General features: G+C 71.0%; 14 protein-coding genes. 13 read left to right on the plus strand and 1 reads right to left on the minus strand.

The genetic code is table 11. The features are described from left to right. The first annotated feature begins 114 nt into the window (after window positions 1–114). The 13 genes from F4562_RS15785 to F4562_RS15845 all read left to right on the plus strand — a co-directional run bounded on the left by F4562_RS15785 (window position 115) and on the right by F4562_RS15845 (window position 16,867). Entirely contained in the window at window positions 115–678 is a 564-nt protein-coding gene (locus F4562_RS15785; RefSeq protein ID WP_184537264.1) for a hypothetical protein, read from the plus strand. A 138-nt stretch (window positions 679–816) separates the two neighbouring features. Next, the gene (locus F4562_RS15790; protein WP_184854776.1) at window positions 817–4,098 is read left to right on the plus strand and encodes an ATP-binding protein; all 3,282 of its coding nucleotides are present in this window, start codon (window positions 817–819) and stop codon (window positions 4,096–4,098) included. A 435-nt stretch (window positions 4,099–4,533) separates the two neighbouring features. Next, entirely contained in the window at window positions 4,534–4,725 is a 192-nt protein-coding gene (locus tag F4562_RS15795; protein ID WP_184537260.1) for a hypothetical protein, read from the plus strand. A 160-nt stretch (window positions 4,726–4,885) separates the two neighbouring features. Next, window positions 4,886–5,887 carry an MvdC/MvdD family ATP grasp protein gene (locus F4562_RS15800; RefSeq protein ID WP_184537258.1) on the plus strand — a complete coding sequence of 334 codons (1,002 nt, stop codon included), beginning with the start codon at window positions 4,886–4,888 and terminating at the stop codon, window positions 5,885–5,887. Then, the gene (locus tag F4562_RS15805; protein WP_184537256.1) at window positions 5,877–6,974 is read left to right on the plus strand and encodes a TIGR04500 family putative peptide maturation system protein; all 1,098 of its coding nucleotides are present in this window, start codon (window positions 5,877–5,879) and stop codon (window positions 6,972–6,974) included. The genes F4562_RS15800 and F4562_RS15805 overlap by 11 nt, the downstream gene beginning before the upstream one ends. Beyond that, a complete protein-coding gene (locus tag F4562_RS15810) occupies window positions 6,971–9,154 on the plus strand; it encodes a peptidase domain-containing ABC transporter (protein ID WP_184537254.1) in 2,184 nt (727 codons plus the stop codon). The genes F4562_RS15805 and F4562_RS15810 overlap by 4 nt, the downstream gene beginning before the upstream one ends. Window positions 9,155–9,292: 138 nt before the next feature. Continuing rightward, window positions 9,293–11,833: an ATP-binding protein gene (locus F4562_RS15815; protein ID WP_184537252.1), complete on the plus strand. Its 2,541-nt coding sequence runs from the start codon at window positions 9,293–9,295 to the stop codon at window positions 11,831–11,833. 204 nt (window positions 11,834–12,037) lie between these two features. Further along, the gene (locus tag F4562_RS15820; protein ID WP_246473445.1) at window positions 12,038–13,183 is read left to right on the plus strand and encodes an alpha/beta hydrolase family protein; all 1,146 of its coding nucleotides are present in this window, start codon (window positions 12,038–12,040) and stop codon (window positions 13,181–13,183) included. A 177-nt stretch (window positions 13,184–13,360) separates the two neighbouring features. Beyond that, window positions 13,361–14,245 (plus strand): hypothetical protein, encoded by an 885-nt coding sequence (locus F4562_RS15825; protein ID WP_184537250.1) that lies wholly within the window; start codon window positions 13,361–13,363, stop codon window positions 14,243–14,245. A 270-nt stretch (window positions 14,246–14,515) separates the two neighbouring features. Then, complete coding sequence (locus tag F4562_RS15830) at window positions 14,516–15,037, plus strand: GNAT family N-acetyltransferase (RefSeq protein ID WP_311733786.1); 522 nt, start codon at window positions 14,516–14,518, stop codon at window positions 15,035–15,037. Between the two features lie 130 nt (window positions 15,038–15,167). After that, a complete protein-coding gene (locus F4562_RS15835) occupies window positions 15,168–15,371 on the plus strand; it encodes a hypothetical protein (RefSeq protein WP_184537246.1) in 204 nt (67 codons plus the stop codon). 762 nt (window positions 15,372–16,133) lie between these two features. Continuing rightward, window positions 16,134–16,544, plus strand: coding sequence for a DUF3592 domain-containing protein (locus tag F4562_RS15840; RefSeq protein ID WP_184537244.1), 411 nt, complete (start codon window positions 16,134–16,136; stop codon window positions 16,542–16,544). 116 nt (window positions 16,545–16,660) lie between these two features. Then, entirely contained in the window at window positions 16,661–16,867 is a 207-nt protein-coding gene (locus F4562_RS15845; RefSeq protein ID WP_184537243.1) for a hypothetical protein, read from the plus strand. A 162-nt stretch (window positions 16,868–17,029) separates the two neighbouring features. Here F4562_RS15845 and F4562_RS15850 read toward each other — a convergent pair whose 3' ends face one another. Then, entirely contained in the window at window positions 17,030–17,416 is a 387-nt protein-coding gene (locus tag F4562_RS15850; protein WP_184537241.1) for a VOC family protein, read from the minus strand. Between the last annotated feature and the right edge of the window lie 18 nt (window positions 17,417–17,434).

Here is a 17,434-nt window from a genome sequence, read left to right on the forward strand (position 1 = left end):
TTGCTTAACCGCGCAACCGATTCTGATCAGTGGCGGCGGAAACAGAGGCACGTCCTCCTCACCTCCCACAGCCCATGACCTCCCCAGCCACGATTCACCACACGGGAAGCAGCGATGAACGACGAGGCACCGAAGCCGAACCCCACCGACGGCACCCCCACCGAACCCACCGCGACCCCGACCGGCGCCGCCCCCTCCGACACGACCCCCACCATCGAAGGCCCGCCCGGCACGGCCTCGGCCGCGGAGGGCCCAGCCGACACGGCGGGCCGACCCGTTCTGGGGCGGTTCCGCCCGGCGGGAACGCGCTGGTGGAACCGGCGGGTGCCACTTCTGGCCACCGCCGCGACACTCCTGCTGGGGATCATCCTGGGGGCCGGGGGGGTCGCCGTCGGCGCCGCCGTCATCGGCGGCCGTCACCACCATGGCGACGACCGGGCCCGCAGCGCCCACGGTGGTCGCGGCGGCCACGACGACCGGGGCAGTGCCCGCGACGGCCGCGGCGGTCACGGTTACCGAGACGGTCACCACTACCGAGGCAACGGCCGCGGCGGAGACCGCCACCGCGTCGGCGGACACCCCGGGCAGCCCACCCTCACGCCCTCGGCGCCCGCGACCCCCGGCGCGACCACTCCCGGGCAGGATTCCACCGCCACACCGACTCCCGCGGCGTCCTGACCACTCGGACGGGCAGCGGGCACGTCCACCTTCGAGGTGCGACTACCGGTGAGATCTTTCGATCAGGGCACGAAAGGTGCTTACCGTACACTGATGAGCCGTCTCACGGCAGCGGCTACGTCCATAGGTGGTAGCAGGGTGGAGTTCCGGATTCTCGGCCCCGTCGAGGTACGCGGCGATGACGGACTCCCCGTCGAGCTGGGCGGGCAGCGCCCGCGTGCCGTCCTGGCCCGGCTTCTGGCGGCGCGGGGAGCCGTCGTCTCCACGGATACGCTCATCGCGGACCTGTACGGCGACACGCCTCCCGGAGGGACCCGGGCCACGCTGCACTCGTACATATCGAATCTGCGACGCGTCATCGAGCCGGAGTGGGCACCGCGCACCCCTCCCCGCCTTCTCCTCTCCAAGTCGTCCGGATACATGCTGGCCACGACGAACGTCGACGCGATCCGCTTCACCGGGCTGGTGGACGGCTCGAAGTCGGTTTCGCCGGGGAACGCACTGGTCTCCCTGGACGAGGCACTCGGGCTCTGGCGTGGTTCGCCGTACGGGGAGTTCGCCGACGAGCCCTGGGCGATCACCGAGGCGAACCGGCTCCGCGAACTTCGCCTGGTGGTGATCGAGCGGCGTGCCCAGGCGCTGCTGGACCTCGGCCGCCCGCAGTCCGTGATCGGCGATCTCAGGACCGAGACGGCGGAACACCCGCTGCGGGAGCGTCTGTGGTGCCTGCTCGCCGTGGCGCTGTACCGCACCGGCCGCCGGGACGACGCCCTGTCCGTGATACGCCAGGCCAAAGACATCCTCGTCGAGCAGCTCGGACTGGACCCCGGGCCCGAGTTGCGGGCGTTGGAGAACGACATCCTCCGGCAGGCCACCGCACGCCCGCCGGTGACCCCCGTCACCGGCGGCAGGCGGCGGGAGTTCACAGAACTGAAGACGCTGCTGGATCGGACAGACCGGCACGGCGTCGCCATCGCCGCGGTGAGCGGCGAGCCGGGCATCGGCAAGACGTTCCTGCTTGAGGCCCTGCACCGCCACTGTGACGATCTGGGCTACCTCGTCCTCTCCGGGGGGTGCCATGAGACGCAGGGGGCCCCGCCGCTGTGGCCATGGCTCCAGGTGCTGCACGCACTCGCCCTCGTCTGCCCGCCACCCGACCGGCCGGCGCTGGCCGGTCTCCTCGACGAGGAGACACCCACCGGTTCCACGGAGGCGGCGAAACTCCGCCGCAACCAGGCCATCGCCCGGTGGCTCGCCACGGCCGCGCGCACCCGGCCACTGCTGATCATCCTGGATGACCTGCACTGGGCCGACCCCGCCTCGCTCGAACTGCTCAGGGACGTGGTCATGCGCGCGGGAGGCGCGGCGGAGCCCACCCCCCTCACCCTGGTCACGGCCTTCCGGGACGCGGTGTTCGCCGGCGCCGCGGCCTCCGGTGACATGCTCCGCGACGGTACGGGCGGCCTCACCGTGGAAGAACTGCTGGGCCGCGTCACGCGATATGAACTGCTCCGGATCCGCCTCACCGGTCTGGGGGCCGACACCGTACGGGCCATCGCAGCGGAGATGGGCACGGACCTGGACGAGCCGACAGCCGACCGGCTGACCGCGCGCACCGGCGGCAACCCGTTCTTCGTCCGCGAGAGCGTACGACTGCTCGCCCAGGGCCGGACGCTGGACGCGGTCCCCGAAGCGGTGGCGGATCTGATCCGCCGGCGGATCGGCGTGCTCCCGCCGGAGACCGGTGACGTCCTGAAGGCCGCCGCCGTGATCGGCCGGGCCTTCGACCCCGCGGTCGTCGCGGAGGTCAGCCGGGGCGAGGTGGACGACCCGCTGGACCAGGCGGCGCAGGCCGGGCTGGTCGTCGCGCGGGGCCACCGGATGGCCTTCGCGCACGACCTGGTCCGGGAGACCCTGCTCGGGGACATCCCGCCGCTCAGGAAGGCGGCGTTCCACCGCGACGTGATGACCGCGCTGGCCTGCCGGCCCGGCAGCGACGTCGCGGCGATCGCGCATCACGCGGTCGAGGCCGGCCCGGTGGCCTACCGCGAGGCGGCGCGCTGGGCCCGGGCCGCGGCCGAGCAGGCGAGCCTGCGCATGGCCTTCGCCGAGGCGGCCCGGTGGTGGGGCCGGGCGATCGACGCGCACGGCGCCTGCTCCGGCGATCCGCTCGACCACGTGGAGCTGCTGCTGCGCCAGGTCCGCGCTCTGCTCGACGCCGGGGACCTGTTCGGGGCCCGGCGGGCCCGCGCCGAGGCCGTCCGCGCCGCCGACCGGGCCGAAGCCGGCCCGGAACTGACCGCCCGCGCGCTGACCGCGCTCGACGCCCCCGCGAAATGGACCCTCCGCGACCCCTACGAGGCGGTGGAGCTGCGGCTGGTGCACCGCTTCGAGACCTGCCTGCGGACGCTGCCGACCGCCGACAGCCCCGAACGCGCCCGGCTGCTCGGCGGCCTGGCCCAGGAACTGTACGACGGCACCGGCAACCCGCTGTGCGACTCCCTGTCCGCCCAGGCCGTGCAGATGGCCCGCCGCCTGGACGACCCGCTGCTGCTGATGGGAATGCTCAACGCCCGCCACCTGGCCCTGCCCCAGCCGCTGCACATCGAGGAGATGCGAGCCATCACCGACGAGCTCCACGCCCTGGCACTGCGGGCCGAGACGCCCGGATTCGAACTGCTCGCGCAACTGCTGGCCACCAACGCCAGGCTGGAGACCTTCGACGTCGAAGGCGCCGACCAGGCCGCCGCGCGCTGCGACACGATCCTGGAACGGCTCCCGCTGCCCTGGCCCCGTTTCCAGCACACCATGTGGCGCGCGGTCCGCCTGGGCCTGGGCGGCCGGTTCGACGACGCCGACCGCATGTACGACGAGGCCAGACGCCAGGCCGGCCGGATCGACATGTGGCACGCCGACGGCCTGATCGCCATGGGGCGGGTCATGCTGCACTACCACCGGGGCTCGATCGCGCAGGCCGGGCCGTTCATCGACGCCGTCGCCGCTTTCCATCCCTCGATGGGCCGCGACGCCCGGATCCTGCAGCTGTGCGCTCAGGGCCGGGCGGCCGACGCGCGCAAGCTGGCCCACGACGGCTGGCGGGCCCCGCCCAAGGACTGGTCGTGGCTGAACACCAGCTGCCTGCAGGCCGCGGCCCAGGCGGCCCTCGGCCAGGTGCCCGCCTGCCGGTCGAGCTACGCGACGCTGCTGCCCTACAGCGGCCGTGTCTCCGCCTGGTCGGGAGTGATGGGCGTGGGACCGGTCGACTGGTACCTGGCCCTGCTCGCCACCGCCACCGGCGATCCGGGCACGGCACGACACCACCTCGCGGTACTGGAGCGGCTGGCCGACCGCAACGGGCTGACCTGGTGGCGGGACCGGGCCACGGCGGGCGTACCACCGCACGCCGACACGTCTGCGTGACGGGCGTACCACCGCACACCGACACGTCTCTATGACGGGAACGGCGACCACGTCTCTATGACGGGAACGGCGACCCGGCTTCCCATCGCCGAACCCAGCCCGCGTCCGCGCGGGAAGATCATCAGCGCCGCCGGCAGGCGTCACGGGAAAGCTCCGGACAACAGCCCCTGACGACCGGCGTCGAGGTCGGCTCACCGGATGTCACGCGCCTACCGCGGCACCGCCGAACACGGCCCCGGGCACGTCCCCTCCGCCGTCGCGACCGAAGCGACCCGATCGACCGAGGTCACACCGACCCCTTACCCCGCCCGGGGCGGACGGGCGAACCAAGAACCAGGCGGACCAAGAGCGGCAAAGGGAGTTTCAAGTGGCGATTGCCAGGATCTGCCCAGGGCCGTAGATCGCGGCCCTGGACAACCAGATGGGGGATATGTCATGCGTGACATTCTCAAGATCGAGGACCTTCCCGCGGGCGTCTCCGAGCTCGCCGGCGAGGAGCTGGAGGCCGTCGCCGGTTTCGACGTCGTCCAGGCCAGCGACGAGATCCAGGCTTCCATGCAGCCCGGGACGCCCTGGCTCTGCAGCTCCCTGAACAACGGCAAGACCTGCGACCGTCTCGGCAGCTGACCTCGGCGGTGACCCGGCCGCGATGACCGCGACCGGGTCCTGACAATGGCGGGCGGACCAGACACGGCCGAGCCTGGCCACCGTCACAGGACGAACAGCGGGGAGCCGGCGTCCGCGGGCACCGGCTCCCCACCCCGTCACGAGGAAGGAGCACCCGACCGTGTTACTGATCATCAGCAGCGCCCTCGACGACTCGGTGCGCACCGTGCTGCCGAAGCTGCGGGAGCGTGGCGTGCCACTGCTGTGGTGGGACGAGGCCGACTACCCCGGGGCCTCCACCCTCACCACCGGCCTCGTCGACGGCCGCTGGCGGCAGACGCTGACCTACCGGGGCGAGACACACGACCTGTCGAAGGTCACCGCGGTCTGGCACCGCCGCCCCGGCACGCCGTCCGCCCCCGAGGTGGGTGAGCCGTCGCAGCGGGAGTTCGCCGAGAATGTGGCCAAGCATGCGCTCACCGGTGCGTACGACCTGATGGTGGGAGCGCGGTGGATGCCGGCGCTGCCACAGCACGCCGTGGCGATCGACAACAAGCTGCTGCACCTGTACCGGGCCACCGAACTCGGGTTCACCGTGACCGACACGGTCGTGACGAACGACCCGGACGAGCTCGTCCCGGCCTGGAACCGGGCCGGCGGCCGTCTGATCACCAAGACGCTGGACCACCCGACGTTCACGTTGGACGGTGAGGTCCGTCACCTCTACACCACGGTGGTGCCGCGGCGGCGGCTGACCGGCCGGCACCGGATGCGGTACGGCCCGGCGATGCTGCAGCCCAACGTGCCCAAGGCATACGAGCTGCGGGTGACCGTCGTCGGCGAGCGGGTGTTCGCCGCCCGCATCGATTCGCAGGTCTCCCGGCTGACCTCCGTCGACTGGCGGCACTACGACGATCCCAAGGTCGGCTACTCCGCCTACGACCTGCCTCCCGACGTCGCCGAGCGCTGCGTCCGCCTGGTCGCGGAGCTCGGCCTGACCTTCGGCGCGCTGGACTTCATCGTGACGCCGGACGGCCGGTACGTCTTCCTGGAGCTCAACGTCAACGGGCAGTGGGCCTTCGTCGAGTTGCTGACCGGCATGCCGATCAGCGATGCGATCGCCGACTGGCTCGCCGACGCCACCCTACGTCCCGACCCCCAGGAGCCCATCGATGTCCACTGACCAGAGCACGCTTCCCTCCGCGACCGGCCCCGCTGCCGTTCCCGCCGTGTTCGCGGCGGATCTCGCCGACGCGGTCGCGCTCCTGCGCGGCCTACCCACCGCACAGGACAGGGTGGACGACGCGCACCGGAGCGTGCGGGACTGGGGCGCCCAGCGGCCGTGGCTGCGCGTCCAGCTCGCGGTCGACGACCCGCCGGGGACGACCCGGGTCGGTTACGACCTGCTGCTGGAGCACCCCGAGGGGGGAACCGTCGCACTCTCGGCCGAGGTGGACGACGGCATCCCCTGGCTGGTCGACCACTCCACCCATTGGGCCGCCGCGAACATCCTGAGCGTCGACGGGGTCGGACTGTCGATCGCGGCCGCGCTGTCGGCCATCCGATCCCTCGGCACCCGCGACCCGCGAATCCACGAGCAGCTGGTGGACCACCGCATCCTCCTCAACGAGATGGAGAACGACCCTCGCCCGCCGACCGACGCCGAGACGCGACAGGCCGCCGACGAGTTCCGGCGGCGGCGCGGGCTCACCACCCGCGCGCAGACATTGGACTGGCTTGCCAAGACCGGCATGTCCGAGGAGGCGCTCTGGGGCCACGCCAAGATACAGGCGCGCATCACCCGGATCCGCGAGCGCTTCGCCGGTGACCCGGCCCGACGTTACCTCGCCGAGCACCCGGAGGAGTTCACCATGCGCCGGGCCGTGTGGGTGACCGGAGCCCGACCGGAGACGCTGGCCGCCCTGCTCGACGGACCGGTGACGGAGTTCGCGAACCGGGTCACCGCGGCGTTGCTGCCCATGGTCGGAGCCGACCATCCGACCGTGCCCGGCGGCAAGGGACGAGGAGTGCGCCTGCAGGCCACCGCGACGCTCACCCCCCACCTGCCGGAGCCGCTGCAGACCGTGTCCGCGGGGACGGCGATCGGACCGGTCCCCCACGACGGCGGCCATCTGGCCGGGGTCGTCTACGAGGTCGTCCCGCCGGACCCCGAGGCGCCCGAAGTGCTCAACGCGGCGCGGGACGCGGCGTTCCAGGCGTGGCTGGACGAGCGGCGCCGCGCCGCGGACATCAGGTGGTTCTGGCTGTGAGAAGAAGGCGAGTGCCGCTGCGCATGCAGCTGGCCCGCAGCGACTGCGGCGCCGCCTGCCTGTCCATGGTGCTCGGTGCCCTGGGGCGCCGCACCAGCCTGGCCGAGGTGCGCGAGCATCTCGCCGAGGGCGTCGACGGAGTCAGCCTGCGCGAGATGATCGCGGCCGGGGCCCGCTTCGGACTGCGGCTGCGCGCCTGCCGAGCCCCGCTGGACACCGTGCCCACCCTGCCCGTTCCGTTCGTCGCGATGTGGGAGAACAACCACTTCGTCGTGGTCGAACGCGCCACCCCCCGCGTCGTCATCGTGCTGGACCCGGCGCGGGGACGGCGGCGGCTGTCGCAGCGGCAGTTCCGGACCGGGTACTCCGGCACGGTACTGCTCGCCGACGCCCCCACCGGCCTCACCCCCGCCGTCAGGCCCCGGCCCTGGCGGATCCTGCGCCCGCTGATCGCGCCCGCACTGGCCAACCGGGGACTGATCGCCGCCGTGCTGCTGGCCTCGCTGGGCGTGCAACTGCTCGGGCTGGTCGTCCCGCTGTTCACCAAGCTCGTGGTGGACCGGCCGGTGGAGTTGGACGTGACGACTCTCGTGACGGCCGTCTGCTGCGTGGTGGTCACCCAGGCGCTGATGACATGGGCCCGCGCCTGGGCGATGATCCGGCTGCAGACGTCGGTCGCGGCCGAGGTGATGCGCAAACTCGTCGGCCACACGCTGTCCCTGCCGTACCGGTTCTTCCAGCGCCGGTCAAGGGGTGACCTGTTGAGCAGGCTCAGCGGGGTGGCCATGCTGCGTGACCTGCTCACCGAGCAGTCGCTGGCCTTTCTGTTCGACCTGTTCACCGCCGTGTCGTACCTGACGTTGCTGTTCGTGGCCTCGCCTCAGCTGGCGTTGCTGACACTCGCGGCCGCGGCCGTCCAGGCGGTCGTGGTGCTGGTCACCGCCGGCCGCGGAACGCATCTGGCCTTCGCCGCACTGCACACCAACGCCACCACCCAGTCCACCCTGGTCGACAGCCTCTCCGGCATCGAGGCGATCAAAGCCTCCGGCGGCGAGGCCGCCGCCGTCGCCCGCTGGCGTACGCACCACGACGAGGAGCTGAGCACCGGGGCGGCCCGCGACCGGCACGTGGCCGGGGTGCAGGCCGCCAGCGGCGCTCTGCAGAGCGCGTTGCACCTGGGCCTGCTCGTCGCGGTGTTCGCCACCGCCGGCGGCGGTGCGACGCTGGGTGACCAACTCGCCCTGGTCTCCCTCGCCATCGCCGCGACCGCGCCGCTGGCATCGCTGCTCGGCATCGTCTACCAGCTCCAGCTCGCCGCCGCGCACGTCGGGCGGATCGCCGACCTGCTGGGCACGGCTCCGGAGCGGACAGGCGGGATCCGGCTGGAGGGCGGGCTGCGCGGCGCCATCACCGTCACCGGGCTCAGCAGCGGCTACGACGCCCGCACCCCGGTGCTGCGGAACATCTCCCTGCGCATCCCGCCCGGTGCCCGGGTGGCGATCGTCGGCGCGTCCGGCTCCGGCAAGACCACCCTCGGGCGCGCGCTGGTCGGGCTGGTGGAGCCGTCCGCCGGGCAGATCTATTTCGACGGCGTCCCGCTGGAGGAGCTCGACCTGCGGTGGCTGCGCCAGCAGGTGGGCATCGTCACCCAGCAGCCGCACCTGTTCGCCGGCACCGTCATGGCCAACATCTCCGGGTTCTCCTCACTGAGCCGGCAGGCCGTCGAGCACGCCGCCCGCCTGGCCGAGATCCACGACGAGATCGTGCGCCTGCCCCAGGGCTACGACACCGACGTCGGCGAGGGCGGCTCACGCCTGTCCGGCGGGCAGCGCCAGCGCCTGGCCATCGCCCGCGCGCTGGCCCGCCGCCCCCGGATCCTCCTGCTGGACGAGTCGACCGCCAGCCTGGACGCGGTCACCGAAGAACGCATCCGGCGCAACCTGCTCCGGCTCGGGCAGACACAGATCATCATCGCCCACCGGTTGTCGACCATCCAGGACGCCGACCTGATCGTCGTGCTCCACCGCGGTCAGATGGTCGAAGCCGGTACCCACCACGAGCTGATCGCCTACGGCCGCCACTACGCCGGCCTGGTCCGCCACCAGTACCAGGCGGCCGGTCCCGCCGTTCCACCGGCCCCTGGCCCGGGAGGGCGGGTGAGTCTCCGAGGCGGATCCTGACCAGTGTGATACCAGCTGTGTGCAAGTCCTTCCCTGTTGGGTGGGGGTCGAGGAGGAACCCCCCACTGGAGGACGCACATGCGCATCGGCCGGTACGCCGCCATCGTTTCCGCCGCCTCGGAACGGTAGGCGGTTCAGATGGAGTTCCGAGTCCTCGGTCCCCTGGAGGTCCGTGACGACGCGGGCACACCGGTCAACCTCGGCGGGCCTCGCCAGCGGGCGGTGCTGGCCAGGTTGCTGGTGGAGGGCGGTTCCGTGGTGTCGGCGGACCGGTTGATCGATGACGTGTACGACGGCGCGCCTCCGGCGTCCGCGACGGCGACGTTGCAGTCGTACGTGTCGAACCTGCGCCGGGTGATCGAGCCGGATCGTGGCCCGCGTACCCGGTCGCGGTTGCTGGTGGGGCGGCTTCCCGGGTACGCACTGGCGGCGACGGAGGTGGACGCCCTGCGGTTCGGCGAACTGGTGGACCGCTCGGAGTCCCGCCCGGCGGCGGAGGCGCTGTCTTGCCTGGAGGAGGCCCTGAGGCTGTGGCGGGGTTCTCCGTACGGGGAGTTCTGTGACGAGACGTGGGCCGTCGCCGAGGTGAGGCGGCTGTGGGAGCAGCGGGCGGTGGCGGTGGAGCGGCGGGCGCAGGCGTTGCTGGATCTGGGCCGGCCACAGGCGGTGATCCCCGATCTGGAAGGGGAGACGGCGGCGAACCCCTCCCGGGAACGACTGTGGTGCCTGCTGGCGCTCGCGTTGTACCGCACCGGCCGGCAGGCGGAGGCGCTGGCCGTCCTACGCGGCGCCGGAAACGCCCTGGCCGGTCGGCTGAGGGGGAACCCCGGCTCGGAGCTGCGGACGATGGAGGACGCCATCCTCCGGCAGGTCGACTCGCTGGGGCCCGTCACCACCACCGCTGTGCTGGACGCCCCGACGGCTGTTCGGGGGCGGCAGCCGCTCCGGGGGCGGGAGACGCAGCTGGCGGAGCTGAGGAACATGCTGACGACGAACAGCGGTCTGGCCGTCGCGGCAGTGAGCGGGGAGCCGGGCATCGGCAAGACGTCCCTGCTGACGGCTTTTCGCGATCACTGTGCCGGGTTCGGCCATCTGGTGCTGTGGGGCGGGTGCGATGACACCCGCGAGACACCGCCGTTGTGGCCGTGGGTGCAGGTCCTGCAAGAGCTGCAGCGGCACTGCCCGCCACCGGACCGCTCCGCGCTGCGTGGTCTCCTGGACGACCAGCCGCAGCCGCACTCCATGGAACCTTCACAGTTCGTGAAACCTTCACAGTCCATGGAGCCTCATCCCGTGGAACCTTCACACCCCATGGAGCCTTCGCAGTCCGTGGAAACGGTGTCGCCGCGCCGTAACCGGGCGGTGGCCCAGTGGCTGGTCACGGCCGCGCGTGAGCAACCCGTCGTCGTCATCCTGGACGACCTGCACCGCGCCGACCCGGCGTCCGTCGACTTGCTGAGGGATGTCTTCATACTCGCCCGTGCCCTGCCCGGCAGCCCCCGCGTGACCATCGTCACCGCTTTCCGCGACTCCATCTCCCCATGCGCGACCACGCATCCGGTGGAGGATCTCCTGAGCCGCCTGGCCCGCTACGACCTGGTCCGGATTCACCTCGGTGGTCTGGGGGCCGAGGCGGTGCAGGCCCTCGCCGCCGATCTGGGGATCACGGTGGACGAGCCGACCGCGCGCCGGCTGACCGGACGCACCGGGGGGAACCCCTTCTTCCTCCGCGAAAGCCTGTTCCTGCTCGCCCGAGGTCGGAAGCCGGGCACAGTGATCGGCGCGGCACCCCCCGCGTCCTCCGCCGCAGTGCCCACCGCGGTGCCCGACACGGCATCCACCGCAGTGCCCGACACGGTGTTCACCGCGGTGCCCGACACGGTGGCGGAGCTCATCCGTCAACGACTCACTGCCCTGGGATCGCGGGTCGGCGAGGTGCTGGAGATCGCCGCACTGACAGGTCCGGACTTCGACCCCGCGCTCGTCGCCGAGCTCGACGACGATTCGGCCTACGACGCGCTGGACCGAGCAGCCCAGGCCGGGCTGCTCGTCTCCCACGCCGGCCGCATGACCTTCGCCCACGGCCTGGTCAGGGAGACGATCATCGGTGCCGTCACGCCACCGCGCAAGGCCGAGATCCATCGTGCCGCGATGATCGCCCTGTCCTCCCGGCCAGACACCGACGTGGCGGTCATCGCCCATCATGCCGTCGAGGCCGGACCGGGCGCCCGCCACGAGGCCATTCGCTGGGCACGGGCGGCAGCCGAACAGGCGAGCCTGCGCCTGGCCCATGACGAGGCCGTCATCTGGTGGGACCGGGCCATCGCGGCCCACGACGCTTGCGGCGGTGATCCCGAAACCCGTGCCGATCTGGCGTCACGGCGAGTTCGAACCCTGACGGAGGCCGGGCATCTCGTCGAAGCCCGGCAGACCAGGACGGAGAGCGGGCACCTCATCGACGCTCGGCAGACCAGGACGGAGGCCGGGCAGGCCGTCGACCACGCGAAAGCGGACCGCGAACCGGCCGCCCACGCGTCGGCCGCCCGCCCGCTCATCGCTCCCGATGCCCCCGCTCCCGATGCCCCCGGCGACTGGACGCTCACCGCTCCCGGCGTCCCCGTCGGCTGGACACTCCACCCCCTACGGCACGACCGAGTCTCCGCCTGCGTGCCGCGTTGAGGCCGGACGCACGAGAGCCGCCCGGCCCCGGACTGAGGGTCTCCCGCACACTCCCCCGGGAATCGGCACGCGATGGCGGCCGTACCGGCCGTCTTCGTGATCACGCCACTGCTTCCCAGGGCGGACCCGGCTCTCCGGAAGTCGCACCTGAAGCTGGACGTTCGACCGAAGCGTGGCCCCGACGGGATCGAGAGCATGGACGGCATGAAAATCAAGATCATGCGTGGTGTCGGCGTCGCGGGCGCCGTCACCGCGAGCATGCTCGCTCTCCTCGCGACCGTGCCGGCCCAGGCCGCGAGCCCGCCGCGAACCGGGACCGTCCCGGACAAGAGCCTGACGCTGCCCGCGCCGACCGGATCCCACCCGGTGGGGACGGTCAGCCTGCACCTGGTCGACCGCAGCCGCCCCGACCCCTGGGTGGCCACGGAGAAGACCAGACAGCTCATGGTCTCGCTGTGGTACCCCGCCGCGAAGGGTGCCGGCCGGCCCGCGCAGTACATGACCGACGAAGAGGCCAAGGCATTCCTGGAGGGCCAGAAGGTCACCGATGTCCCGAGCGAGGTGGTCAGCGGCACCAGGACCCACGCCGTCGTCGAGGCCCGTCCGGCCGGACGCAAGGGCACGCTGCCGCTGGTGGTGCTCTCGCCCGGGTTCACGATGTCGCGATCATCGCTGACCAGCCTCGCGGAGGAACTGGCCAGCCGGGGTTACGTGGTCGTCGGCATCGACCACGTTCACGAGTCGTACGGCACAAGCCTGCCCGGCGGCCGGCTGGCCGGCTGCGCGGCCTGCAAGGAACAGGAAGCCGACGCCTGGGAGTTCGGCGACAAGGCGGTCAGGGGACGGCAGGCGGACGTGTCGTTCGTGCTCGACCGGCTCCTCGGACGGCACCCGGTGTGGAAGGGCGCCAGACTCATCGACCGCTCACGCATCGGTATGGCCGGGCACTCGCTGGGCGGTTCGAGCACGCCGTGGACGATGCTGAAGGACCCGCGCGTACGCGCCGGAATCAACATGGACGGCACCTTCTTCGTGCCCGTCCCCGACAAGGGGCTGGCACGACCGTTCATGCTGATGGGTGCGGGCGAGGTGCACGAGCCGGACGGCCAGGACTTCACCTGGGGCCGCGACTGGGCCCGCATGACCGACTGGAAGCGCTGGTTCACGGTGAAGGGCGGCGACCACGTCTCCTTCACGGACTATCCGCTGCTGACCAAGCAGTCGGCCAGGGATCTGGAGATCACCCGGGCCTACGTGGCCGCCTTCATGGATCGGCACCTGCGCGGGCGCGAACAGCCGCTGCTGGACGGGCCCTCCGCGGCCTTCCCCGAGGTCAAGCTCTGGAAGTGAGGCCCGCCGTCATCACCGCGTGCCGTTCCTGAGACGGCCGGAGAAAGCCGACGGGGTCCCGTCCGATCACCTCGACCGGGCGGGGCCTCTGAGAGAACGCGCTCGTTACCATCTCCGTTGAGCCTCACCTTTCCCGGGAATGCCTCACAAAAGCTCAACTAAAAGGACACGTGCCCCATGAGACGACGGGCTGCCCTGGCGATCGCCGTACTGATCGCGTCCGTACCGGTTGCTCCGAGCCCCGCCACCGCCGCGCAGGCAGGCGTCCCCGATCCGGTACGCGCGCTCAAGCGACAGCTCCGAAACGAGCACGGTGTCCGGATCTCCGAGACCAACCGCTACTTCTTCGGTGAGAAGTCGACGGTCTCCGGGAGCGGAACCCGGATCAGCGGCAGCCTCCAGCTCGCCCCATCGGGCCCGGTCGCCGCGGATTTCACCTGGTGGGACCTTCCCCGGCCGAGAGCCGAAGCAGGCCCGGCCGGGAAGCCGGACCCCCGCCGCGTGATCCGCGTCGGTGACGACGTGTACGACGACGGCGACCACTATCCCGGGCCGGTTCCCGACGGCAAGAAGTGGATCCGCTTCCCGAACAAGCACAGGGGACGCATGGGCCGGGACATGGCCCGGGACGCCAGCCTGCAGCCGATCGACGTGTACGACCCGTCCATGCTGAAGGGCGTGCTGAAACGCTCGACACGCAAGCCCGTCTCCGGCGGTTTCCTCTACCGGGGCACCATGAGCTACCAGGAGCTGAACAAGGTTTCCAAAGACGCCCTCATCAACTGGACCTCGGGCCGGCCCATCGGTGACAAGAGCAAGGGGAAGGTCTCCTGGCAGCTCAGCACCGACCGTGACGGGCTGCCCAAGCGCCTGATCACCACTGACACCGCGGGAGCGGGCAAAGATCCGCTGGTCAAGCGGAGCGACACGCGCTACACCGACTGGGGATTCCAGCCCGTCATCACCGCCCCGCCCGCCGACGAGGTCATCGACGAGGCCGATCTGCTGGAGTACATCCGCACGCGCAACACGCCCATTCCGGAGGACGCCGGAAACACGTGAGGTGCCGGCAGGCGGATGACACCTGTGGCCGCTGAGCGAGGAGCACCGAAACCGGCTTGCCCGCACGGTGACAGGGCCGCTAGCCTCACGGCGGCGAGGGACGTCTGGTCACTTCATGACGAGGGAGGTTGATGAATATGGCTGCCGGTAGCCGTCTTCAGCATTCCCTTGTCCGGTCCGCGCGAGCCTAGAGCGCCGACCGGGTCGTTCGAACGACCAGGAGTCTCCATGTCTTCTTCCTTTCCGGTGACCGATGCCGATTCTCTCTCGGTGACCGACACCGATTCCTTCCCGGTGACCGATGCCGATCTGACCACCGACCGTCTCGTCCTGCGGTCGTGGACCCCCGGCGAGGTCGCCGCCGTCCTGGAGGGCGCTCGGCCGGCGCACTGGGCCGAGGACTTCCCCGCCGAAGGTGATCACGTCATCGCCGGCCTGTTCGCCGAGCACCCCGCATGGCTGGACCGTTACGGCCACCGTCAGATCATCGAACGCGACAGCGGTCTGGTGGTCGGATCGATCGGCCTGTTCTGGCCGCCCGGCGACGGCACCCTGGAGATCGGGTACGGCATCGTCCCCTCCCGGCGGGGACGCGGCTACGCCCCCGAGGCCACACGTGCCCTGACCGAGTACGCCTTCACCGCACCGGGCGTCCACACGGTCTACGCCAACGTGGAACCGTCGAACCCGTCCTCGATCCGGGTCCTGGAAAAGGCCGGTTTCCGGCGGGCGGACGCCGATCCCGGGCAGAACACGGCCCGATACCACGCGACACCGCCGGCCCGGCGGTAACCGTCCCGCCGCCTCGGCAGCGGCATCCCGCTGCCGAGGCCGGCGTCCGGGTCATCCTCCCCGGGCTGAGGCCGGCGTCCAGGTCGCCCTCCCCGGGCTGAGGGCCGGCCCAAGGCACCGATGATCGAGGATGGCCCAGGGCACCGGAAGGACCGCGGTGACGCTGTGCCGCGTCATTCTGTCAGAAGTTCTGAAGCTCGCCCGGGTGATCACCTCAGAGCCGAGCACCCCCGCCGGCGGCATCCTTCCGGCCGGTGATCGCGACTGCGATCCCGCCCAACATCATGCCGACCCCTGTGATGACGAGGAGAGCAGGTTTGCTCATATCGGCTAACACATAGTGCATGGGATAGAAGGCCCCCTCATCGGAGTACAGGAGAGGTGGTCCGTAAACCATGGCCATGGCTACGCCTGCGAACATGAGCAAGGTGCCGGTAACAACAAACAAACCAACGATTAGATTAAGGCGTATAGCGATTCATATTAGCCGGTCACTTTCAGGTGATATCGTCCCCTCTAAAGATCATCTTAATTGCTGACGCACCCTCGGAAACGTTCAGGAAGTCACGTACTGTCAGGGCGGTGGTGCGGCCCCGGCGCGGTGCGTCGGTAGGTGCGGCATGAGCGCGGCGCGGTGGGCGGCCCGAGTGCAGCCTCGGCCATGGCCGACCCCAGGCCGCATCTGCGGCCGGAGCCCCCGACACCGGTCCTCTGGAAGGTTCTCATCGAGGCGCCGTGAACAGCTGCGGGTCAGGGGGCCGACCGGCGGGCGCGGCCGCGCGGACCAGGAGGCTGAAGGGGTCGCGGATCCGGAACCGGAGCGCGTCCGATACGGAAGGGCGAATGGAGGAACGGCTCCCGAACCAAAGTTCGAGATCGGGCGTCGAACCGGGAGTCGGCGGTTTCGCGGCGGGGAAACCGGTGCCGCGTTCTCCGGGGCGTGCGGGCGGATCCCGGACGGCCCTATGCGGACACGGGCACGTCGGCACCACCGAGGCGAGGAATCGGAACCGCCACGGAAACCGGAGCGGATCGGCGCGGGCCCTCGGACGGGATCGCGACGGCGACCCTTGAACGAGACGAGAAGGAGGCGACGGTGGATGTGAACACCGTGCCATGGTTTGGAATCCTGTTCGGAGCGGTGTTCGCCGTGAGCGGCGTCCGTATGCTCACTGCGGCGCGGTATCTGCGGCGGCACGGGGTGCGTGTGCCGGGCGTCGTCGTGGGACTGCGCAGGTCCAGCGGTAACGACGGCGTGTTCTACCCCACGATGCAGTTCCAGACGGTGCAGGGTTTCGTTGTGGAGACCGAGTCGGATCTGGGCTCCAACCCGGCGCCGGCCCGTCCGGGCCAGCAGGTCATGGTGGTCTACGACCCCGAGCGACCCCAGCGGGCCCGTCTGGACGGGGTGGGCGGCAGGGGCGTACTCCACGGCGTGCTGTTCCTGACCATCGGGGTGATCATCCTGGTGGTCTGCCTGATCGTCGGAGTCAGCTCCCTGTTGTGAGGACGGGTGCCGGACTCGCGCGACTGCCGGGTCCCGTCCCCGCTCATCAGCTGAAGGCCCGGCCGGAGACGAGGTTTCCGGCCGGGCCTTCGCCGTACGCCGAGGAGCCCCCGAGCATGACCGTCCACCCGCCGTCGCCGCTGCCGGCCGCCGAGCGGACCGTCCCTGTCCCCGTCGCCGTCACCGTCCCCGCCACCGCCACCGCCACCGCAGGGACCGTGTGGACCCGCCTCTCCGGGTCGTCACCGCCAGGGGTGACCAGGACATGGCAACCCGGGGTGGACTACGCCGTCGAGCACGCCGTACGGCACTTCCCGACCTGAGAGACGTCCGAAATCAGTGTCCGCGTCCAGGGGGAGCTCCCACCGACGACGACCGGACGTCGACGACTGGACCAGAACACGAAAAAGCCCAGCTCATCAGTCCGATCACACGGCCCGCCATCCAGGCGTAACGTGGCCGTGGTCATCGTCGGCCGATGACGCTCAACCCTGCGTGGAGATGCAGAACGGGTGGCCGGCGGGATCCAGCAAGACCCTCCGCTGCTCGGGATGTGGTTGGGTCGGAGGCTCCACGGCGCCCAGAGCCAGCATCCGTGCCTGAGCTGCCTCCAAGTCGTCGACGCCCAGTTCCATGTGCGCCTGCTTCCCCTGGGAAGGGTCCGGCCAGGTCGGCCGCCGGTAGTCGGCAACCCGGATGAAACCCAGTCCCGGTGAACCCTCCTGGCCGAGCAGGACGAAGTCGTCGCTGGAATAGACGACGGGCAGGCCGAGAGCCTCGCCGTAGAAACGGGCCAGATCGGCGGGGTCCGGGCAGTCGAAGTCGACGGACAGCAAACGGATCGCCGGTGCGGTTGTGGTTCCGGTACTCATGGGAGGGACACTAGGACG

This window comes from Streptosporangium becharense (genome assembly GCF_014204985.1).
In the GTDB taxonomy this organism is placed as follows: domain Bacteria; phylum Actinomycetota; class Actinomycetes; order Streptosporangiales; family Streptosporangiaceae; genus Streptosporangium; species Streptosporangium becharense.